This window comes from Deltaproteobacteria bacterium, assembly GCA_026388415.1.
Classification (GTDB): domain Bacteria; phylum Desulfobacterota; class Syntrophia; order Syntrophales; family JACQWR01; genus JAPLJV01.
In genome coordinates, this window is record JAPLJV010000055.1 from 47,158 (window position 1) to 53,966 (window position 6,809).

Here is a 6,809-nt window from a genome sequence, read left to right on the forward strand (position 1 = left end):
AACCGCGGCGTTATAAAATTGTTTATTACGAATCGAACAGTGTAACAGCTTCTTGATAAGGAATCGGGTATGGCAGATTCTGTAAAAGCAACAACGGGATGTGGAGAAGTATAAAGACCTGATCAGACAGGAATTCGCCAAGTGAAGGGCGGCTGAGTACTGGATCGGCGTGATGAAACCGTCAAGATATTTTTTCTCTTTTGCCGTTTTTCAGGTGATAGCGTCCCAGGAAACAGGCTTGGGTAAAAGTAGGCATGAAACCCGGTGCGGTGGCGAGTTCAATATAACGGGAGCGGCGGGCGATTTGCTTCGCCTTCTCACGCTTGCGTGTCGAAATCAGGGTGAGCTTGGCCCCCATCCCGGCGGCGTTTCCGACCTGGGTGATGCAATCTCTGGGCAACGGCGGTAACATCCCGACCGTTATCGCGCTTTCGACATTAAGGTACGTGCCGAATGAGCCGGCAATAATCACCCGGTCAATATCATTATCCGTCAAACCACCTGCTTCCAGCAATATCTGGATGCCGCTTCGGATGGCCGCTCTGGAAAGCTGGAGTTCCCGGACGTCCCCCTGCGTAATCGAAATGTGCCGTTCGTGATCACAGATGATGAATTCACGTTGCCCGCTTCCAGCATGTATGCCAAGCTCTTTTGACATCCGTCCGCCCTTGTCCAGCAGACCGGCGCGATACAGGGCAGCCAGGCCGTCCAGGACGCCCGAGCCGCAGATACCGCAGGGCGGCACGTTGTCAATGGTCTGATATTCGACCCGACCGTTTTCGATGCGCATCCGTTCTATGCCGCCGGCGGCGGCTCTCATGCCGCAGCTCAGATGCCCCCCCTCAAAGGCCGGGCCGGAGGCGCAGGAGGCGCTCGTTATTTCGCCTCTGTGGATGAGGGAAATTTCGGTATTGGTGCCGATATCGATGAGAACCGCCGTATCCGTTATTGCCGGGGCGTCCACGGCCAGGAGGGCGGCAGTATGGTCGGCGCCGATAAATCCGGCGATGTTGGCCGGAATATGCACGTACGCGCCGGGGGCGAGCCGGAGATTCAGGTCGCGCATCTTGATGTCCAAGGCATCGCTGATCGTGGCAATATAGGGAGCCGTTGCGAGCTGCCCCACGGGCAGGCCCAGCAGCAGGTGATGCATGGCCGTATTCCCGACGATAACGGCATCCACAATATCGCTGTTTTTAACGTTGACACTCTGGCAGAGATCGTCAGTCAGTGCGTTGACACTGTTCACGGCAAGTGACTGAAGCCTTTCTGCTTCTGCCACGGAACCAACTGCCCGCGCCATGCGGCTGATAATATCCCCTCCATAGCTTATCTGAGGGTTCATGACGATTTTACGGGCTAATGTCACCCCGGTGGCCAGGTCAACAAGGTAGCCGGCGATCTTCGTTGTCCCCAAGTCGATGGCCAGTCCAAGGGAACGGGTGCCCGAAGGGGCGATATGGATCACCTCGCTATTGCGAACAAACGCCCGACATTCCCAATTAAATTCGCGGAGCAACTGCGAGATTCCCTGCAGGACGCGCAGGTCGATAGTATCGCAGTGAAGGCCATATTCCCGGTTTAGAGTCCCGCATAGCCGTTCTCCATCGGCGGCAAGGTCGGAAAGGGTGTGAAGCGCAAGTTTGACAGGGTAATGCCTGACTGCCGGATTGAGGGCAACGGCGATTTCAGTTTCCTCTACCTGCGACCGCAGCGGGGCGGTCAGCGATTCCGGGGGAAGATAGATGGTGCAATCGCTTTCTGGAAAGGCCTGGCAGGCAAGACGCCAACCCTCAGCCATCTCTTTTGCGGAGAAGAGTTTGACTTCGGTAGGCGTCACCGGCGAGGCACTGCCCGCGATAATCTGCACGCGGCAGGAATGGCAGATTCCCCGCCCATCGCAAATGCCGGACATACCGACTCCAAGCAACCGGGCAGTATCAAGGAGGGATTTCCCTCCCTCTACTGTCCCGCATTGGCCGAGCGGTTTAAATTCAATGACAAGCTGCTTCATGGGTATCAGGATTTTCACATTTCAGTTCAGGATGGTAACGGTAAAGGCAGTTACTGCCGTTTGAGCAGTGGTCACAGCGCTCGGCAGCCGACCAGGTGGGCATATTCTCGCCCAGTCCCACTACCAGTGAAATAGATTTACGGGGCATCATCATGGCGGTTTCGGTAAGATGCACACCAATTCCATCCGCCGGTGCGAGCTGGAAAAGTTTGAATTGCTCGGTAATGGACCAGTTCACTCCCCCGGGGCTGACGGGAGAACTTGCCGTATAGCCGCGGCTTCCCGCTTCTCTATTGATAATATCGTGGATGGCAAAGATCATATTCTCAGCCGTGGAAGTTCCAATTGCATCCAGGATAAGTCCGTAAAGGCGTTTCCCCTGCTGGAAATATTCCCCGACGGCAGTCTCAATCTCCGGCCCGATGGTAGCGAAGGCAACAACGATGGCTTCCGCCCGGGCAAACACCCGGGGAATGATTTCACCGTGCAGTACTGTCCCCCCTTCAAGGTAGCAATCGTCCGACTCCATCTGATTAATGGCGTGGACGGCATAGGCAAATGCCGGGCGTATCAGTTGCAACACTCCTTCATCTTGCAACGTCTTATCGATCAACCGGTCTATCTCAGGGTGGACGGAAGAGCTCGAACCCATGCCGAGCCCCCGGAGGACATCTTTCTTATCCAGCCGGAAGGGGATATTGCGAACAATCTTCACCTTGGTCGAGAGAATCATTGGCAAATGCCGTATTGGTGCGTAAGGTCGGCCCACAACTTCACGAGTGCCGGGTTCGCATCATCCAGGGCGGTTCGCGACGACGTGATAAATCCGCCGCCCTTCCCGACGATGCAGATGAGCTTCTTTGTGTACTCCGTAACTTGTTCCGCCGTACCGGCAGAGAGAAGAGACGGCGGCATGTTCCCCGCCAGACACATCGTGTTGCCGAGGATCTCTTTGGCCCTGAAGATATCCGTCGAATCCAGGAGTGCCAGTACTTTTCCTTTCGGGAATTCCGTGAAGCACTCCAACCGGGAACCGCAATCCCCCTCTACAAAGAGGCAGGGCGTCAGGCCCTTCTCGATCAACGCCAGTGTCAACTTTTTCAGTCCCGGCCAGTACAAGGTTTCGAACTGCTTCAGCGACATAAACCCGTCCGCACCCCGGTGCAGGGGTATGCACCCTTACCCGATTACCTTTTCAACTGCCGACAATATCCCATATACCTTCTTGCCCGTAAATCATGCTCCATGAGGAGGTCGCTGGCAAGGATATAGGGGCGCACGACTCCTGCGTTCACGATAGCGGCAGTTAATCCGGAGGCGATTGCCAGGGTCAGGAAAGGAATATTGATAAAAGTGCGGTTAGGCAATCCGAAGGAGATATTGCTCGCACCTAATACCATATTGACCCCCAGCTCTTTTTTCACCATCTCGATAGACTGAAGGGTGATGCGGGCGGCATGATTATGGACGCCGATTGATTCGGCAAGACAATCAATGATAATATTCCCCCTGCTGACACCCATATTTTCCGCATAGGCAATGATTTTCCGGGCGACCTCCAGGCGCTGCCCCGGCTCGGGTGAGATGCCTGCCCCGTCTGAAGCCATAGCGATAACCGGGGTATCATACTTTTTTATGAGCGGCATAATCTGTTCCAGTATTGCCGTTTCACCGGTCACCGAGCTGATTATTGGTCTGCCGCACCCGGCTTCAAGCACCTTTTCCAAGGCAAGAGGGTCTCTGCTCTCCAGGCAGAAGGGTATGTCAACAGTACGCATAATTGCCTGTACTGCCTGAGGAAGGAGGACTGTTTCGTCAACCCCGAAGGCATTGACATTTACAATCAATATGTCGGCCCCGGCTTCTACCTGAGTCACGGCTTCATTGCAAACAGGCTTCATATCCCCCGCCAGCAGCGCCTCCTTAATAGGCCCCTTCCCGAAGGGATTGATCCGCTCGCCGATGAGGATTGTAGGCAGGCCGTGGCCTATTACCACTTCTTTTCCCTGCGGGCTCGTGACAATCGTTTGCATAGGTTCTTAGTATGTCCCGTATTCCTTGGTAAATTCAAACATGGCTTTCACGTTCTCTGGCTTTGCATCTTCCAGCCCGGTCGACGCATCCATAATATAGCCGCCGCCCTTTCCGCACACGTCGATCAATCGCTTGCAGTATGCCCGGACATCATCCGGTGTGCCGGTGGCCAGAATGGAGAGTGGAACGTTGCCCCGTATGCACACCGTGCCTTGCAGTATCTCTTTGGCCTTGGCCATGTCGGTCGCCTCAAAGGCATAGCAGGCTTTTCCCGCCGGGATGTCCTTGATGACATCGAGGCGGGTTGTGCAGTCACCCTCCCACAGCGGGCACGGATTGAGGCCCTCATTGATCAGGGTTACCATGAGCTCGCGCAACGTGGGCCAAAAGAACTTCTTGAACTGCTCTTGAGACATAAAGCCATCCAGACCCTTGTGAATGGGAATGAAAACGCGGGGGTTTCCGGACGTCTTTGACGCATTCACCGCCAGCTCGAGCATGAAGGGCAGAAGCTTCTCACATGCCTTGATCACGGTATCGGGCCGCCGGTACATATCCAGCATAAGACCCTTTGTTCCGCGGAAGAAATCGCCCAGCGTGTCGAAGGGAGCCTGGGTGAACGCACCAAATTGCAGAGGGAAGCCTTCTTCCTTCGCCTTTTCGCCGTACAGGCGCGAATAGGAGACAATGCGCATCGATTCCCGCCCGGCCTTCTTGATTGCCTCCATAGCTTGCTCCACCTCGGGCAGACTGAAGGGGGCCAGTCCAAAAGGTATGCCCATGTAGTAGGTGACGATACTGTGTATCGGTGCGAGCTTCTCGAACCCCGCCAGCGCACCGCATGCCCGGGGCCAGTATTTCCTTATCATGAAGTCGGACGGGTCAAGGAGAAAGTGGTCGTATTCCTCCGCCTTCATGTATTCGCCCTCGACAAACTGATAGGTCAGGTCAGCCGCCACCCCGTGGCCTGGCCATCTCAACTGCTTGAAATCGAGGGCTTCCAGTATGGGGCCCAGAAAACGCAAGCCAAAGGGGTTCTGGTCCATATCGGGCTTGAAATCCAGCAGGGTCTTGAGCTGTGATTTGAGCAGCTTTTCCGGGTCGTACATCACCTCTTCGACGGTCACGCCCGAATACTTAGCCGGGAAAAACGCGAACATGACCTCGATCGGAACCCGGTCAGGAATCCGCAGTGCAATGGCGTCGTTGACCCTCTTTTCCCGCTGCTTGAAGAGCTCTTCGGCGGTTTCGTTCATAAGTTCCCTCCGATCCACTGCTTGCAGAGGTTGACGGCCGCAATCGCGTCCTTGCCGAACGCATCGGCGCCTGCGTACTTCCTGACCTTATCGTCCATCTGGCCGCCGCCGATCATGATTTTAACGGAATCACGGAGCCCCGCCTCCTCTAACGCCTCGACGGTTTTCTTCATGGAGTCAAAGGCCAGGGTGAGGAAGCCGCTGAGGCCTATAACTTGAGGTTTAAATTCTTTGACTTTGTCCACGAATACCTGCACCGGTACATCAATGCCGATATCAAGGACGTCATAGCCGCTCACATCGAGCATGAAGGTAACTATATCTTTGCCGATGTCGTGGATATCGCCGGCTACGGTGCCGATTAGAACCTTGCCTTTCTTGGCCGCAGCATTGCCCTGTTCAATAAGTGGCTTGACGACATCGGAGATGCCTTTTAATATCTCCCCCGCCATCATGAGATCGGGGATAAAGTATTCACCCGCTTCAAACCGCTTTCCTACGAGTTCCATAGCGGATCTGGCATCATCGAGGATCTCCATGGGGTTAGCGCCTTCTTTTAACAGTTCATTGACCAGCGCCAGTGTTTCTTCCTCTTTCATGTCGGCCATAAAGTTAATTAGCTTAATGTTCATCAAATACCTCTCATAATTGATTTATTCATACCCTGCAATAAGGTCGGTTGTCAAGAGTGGACGCCAATGATTTTATCATGAATCCTCTTTTGTTCCTTGTATACCATCAAAAAGTTATTGACATCTAATATTAATATGGCCTAACGTCAATCCATATCAGCATTGGTTACAGACGATGCATCGTCAAGCTATAAACCATTCTTTCAAGAGTGAGCTTATGAATCTTGCCTGCAACCTGGAAACGTCAGCCTCCTTTTTCCCCGATCGTCCGGCGATCCGGGAAGGTGGTGTCGTCATGACCTACGGGAAGCTGAACGATCAGGGAAACCGCATTGCCACCGGGCTGATCAAAATGGGGATCAAGCCGGGTCAGCACGTTGGCCTCTGTGCCCCGAACTCGGCGGAATGGGTTGCCTTCTATTTCGGGGTGCTCAAGGCAGGCGCTGTTGCCGTAACCCTCTCATCCGTGCTGAGCAGAGAGGAATTGGCGCTCTTTATCGAACATGCCAAGCCACGATTATTGTACATCACCGCAGCCAGGCGGCACGATTTGAAGCCACTTCAAGACTCCGGTTTCCTTGGACAAACGATCTGTCCGGGAGGCGACCTTGACCTGCCGCAGCTCGTCGGCATGGGTTCCGGTATCTTTAAAGCCATTGACCGGAGGCGCAAAAACACCGCGGCAATTCTCTATACCGGGGGCACAACCGGGACCCCGAAAGGGGTTATGCTGACCCATGAAGGCATCAGTTTTTCCAGCTGTATGATTGCCTACTTCGAGCGGTCCGTGGAGACGGATGTTGCGCTGTGCTTTATGCCCTTTAACCATGTCTTCGGCCAGATACACATCATGAACTCGACTATTTTCAGCGC

At 54.3% G+C, this 6,809-nt stretch carries 7 protein-coding genes; 1 reads left to right on the forward strand and 6 read right to left on the reverse strand.

The window, feature by feature from the left end; translation table 11 throughout:
• Positions 1-181: 181 nt before the first annotated feature.
• From NT140_11510 to NT140_11535, 6 genes are read right to left on the reverse strand one after another with little or no spacing between them, the layout of a single operon-like run.
• A complete protein-coding gene (locus NT140_11510; protein ID MCX5832490.1) occupies positions 182-2,032 on the reverse strand; it encodes an ASKHA domain-containing protein in 1,851 nt (616 codons plus the stop codon).
• Entirely contained in the window at positions 1,995-2,747 is a 753-nt protein-coding gene (locus NT140_11515) for a hypothetical protein (protein ID MCX5832491.1), read from the reverse strand. Before NT140_11515 ends, NT140_11510 begins: the two co-directional genes overlap by 38 nt.
• Positions 2,744-3,157, reverse strand: a complete 414-nt coding sequence (locus NT140_11520) for a hypothetical protein (protein ID MCX5832492.1) — start codon at positions 3,155-3,157, stop codon at positions 2,744-2,746. Before NT140_11520 ends, NT140_11515 begins: the two co-directional genes overlap by 4 nt.
• Before the next feature lie 44 nt (positions 3,158-3,201).
• Positions 3,202-4,047 carry a dihydropteroate synthase gene (locus NT140_11525; protein ID MCX5832493.1) on the reverse strand — a complete coding sequence of 282 codons (846 nt, stop codon included), beginning with the start codon at positions 4,045-4,047 and terminating at the stop codon, positions 3,202-3,204.
• Between the two features lie 6 nt (positions 4,048-4,053).
• A complete protein-coding gene (locus tag NT140_11530; GenBank protein ID MCX5832494.1) occupies positions 4,054-5,322 on the reverse strand; it encodes a hypothetical protein in 1,269 nt (422 codons plus the stop codon).
• Positions 5,301-5,936, reverse strand: a complete 636-nt coding sequence (locus NT140_11535; GenBank protein ID MCX5832495.1) for a cobalamin-dependent protein — start codon at positions 5,934-5,936, stop codon at positions 5,301-5,303. The genes NT140_11530 and NT140_11535 overlap by 22 nt, the downstream gene beginning before the upstream one ends.
• A 217-nt stretch (positions 5,937-6,153) precedes the next feature.
• Between NT140_11535 and NT140_11540 the strand changes: the two genes are divergently transcribed.
• Positions 6,154-6,809 (forward strand): class I adenylate-forming enzyme family protein (locus NT140_11540; GenBank protein MCX5832496.1); only part of this gene is annotated, 656 nt, incomplete at its 3' end.

Excerpts from the sequence above, each read along its gene's own strand:
- NT140_11515 (MCX5832491.1), bottom strand. The coding sequence starts at position 2,747 with ATGATTCTCTCGACCAAGGTGAAGATTGTTCGCAATATCCCCTTCCGG.
- NT140_11520 (MCX5832492.1), bottom strand. The coding sequence starts at position 3,157 with ATGTCGCTGAAGCAGTTCGAAACCTTGTACTGGCCGGGACTGAAAAAG.
- NT140_11525 (MCX5832493.1), bottom strand. The coding sequence starts at position 4,047 with ATGCAAACGATTGTCACGAGCCCGCAGGGAAAAGAAGTGGTAATAGGC.
- NT140_11535 (MCX5832495.1), bottom strand. The coding sequence starts at position 5,936 with ATGAACATTAAGCTAATTAACTTTATGGCCGACATGAAAGAGGAAGAA.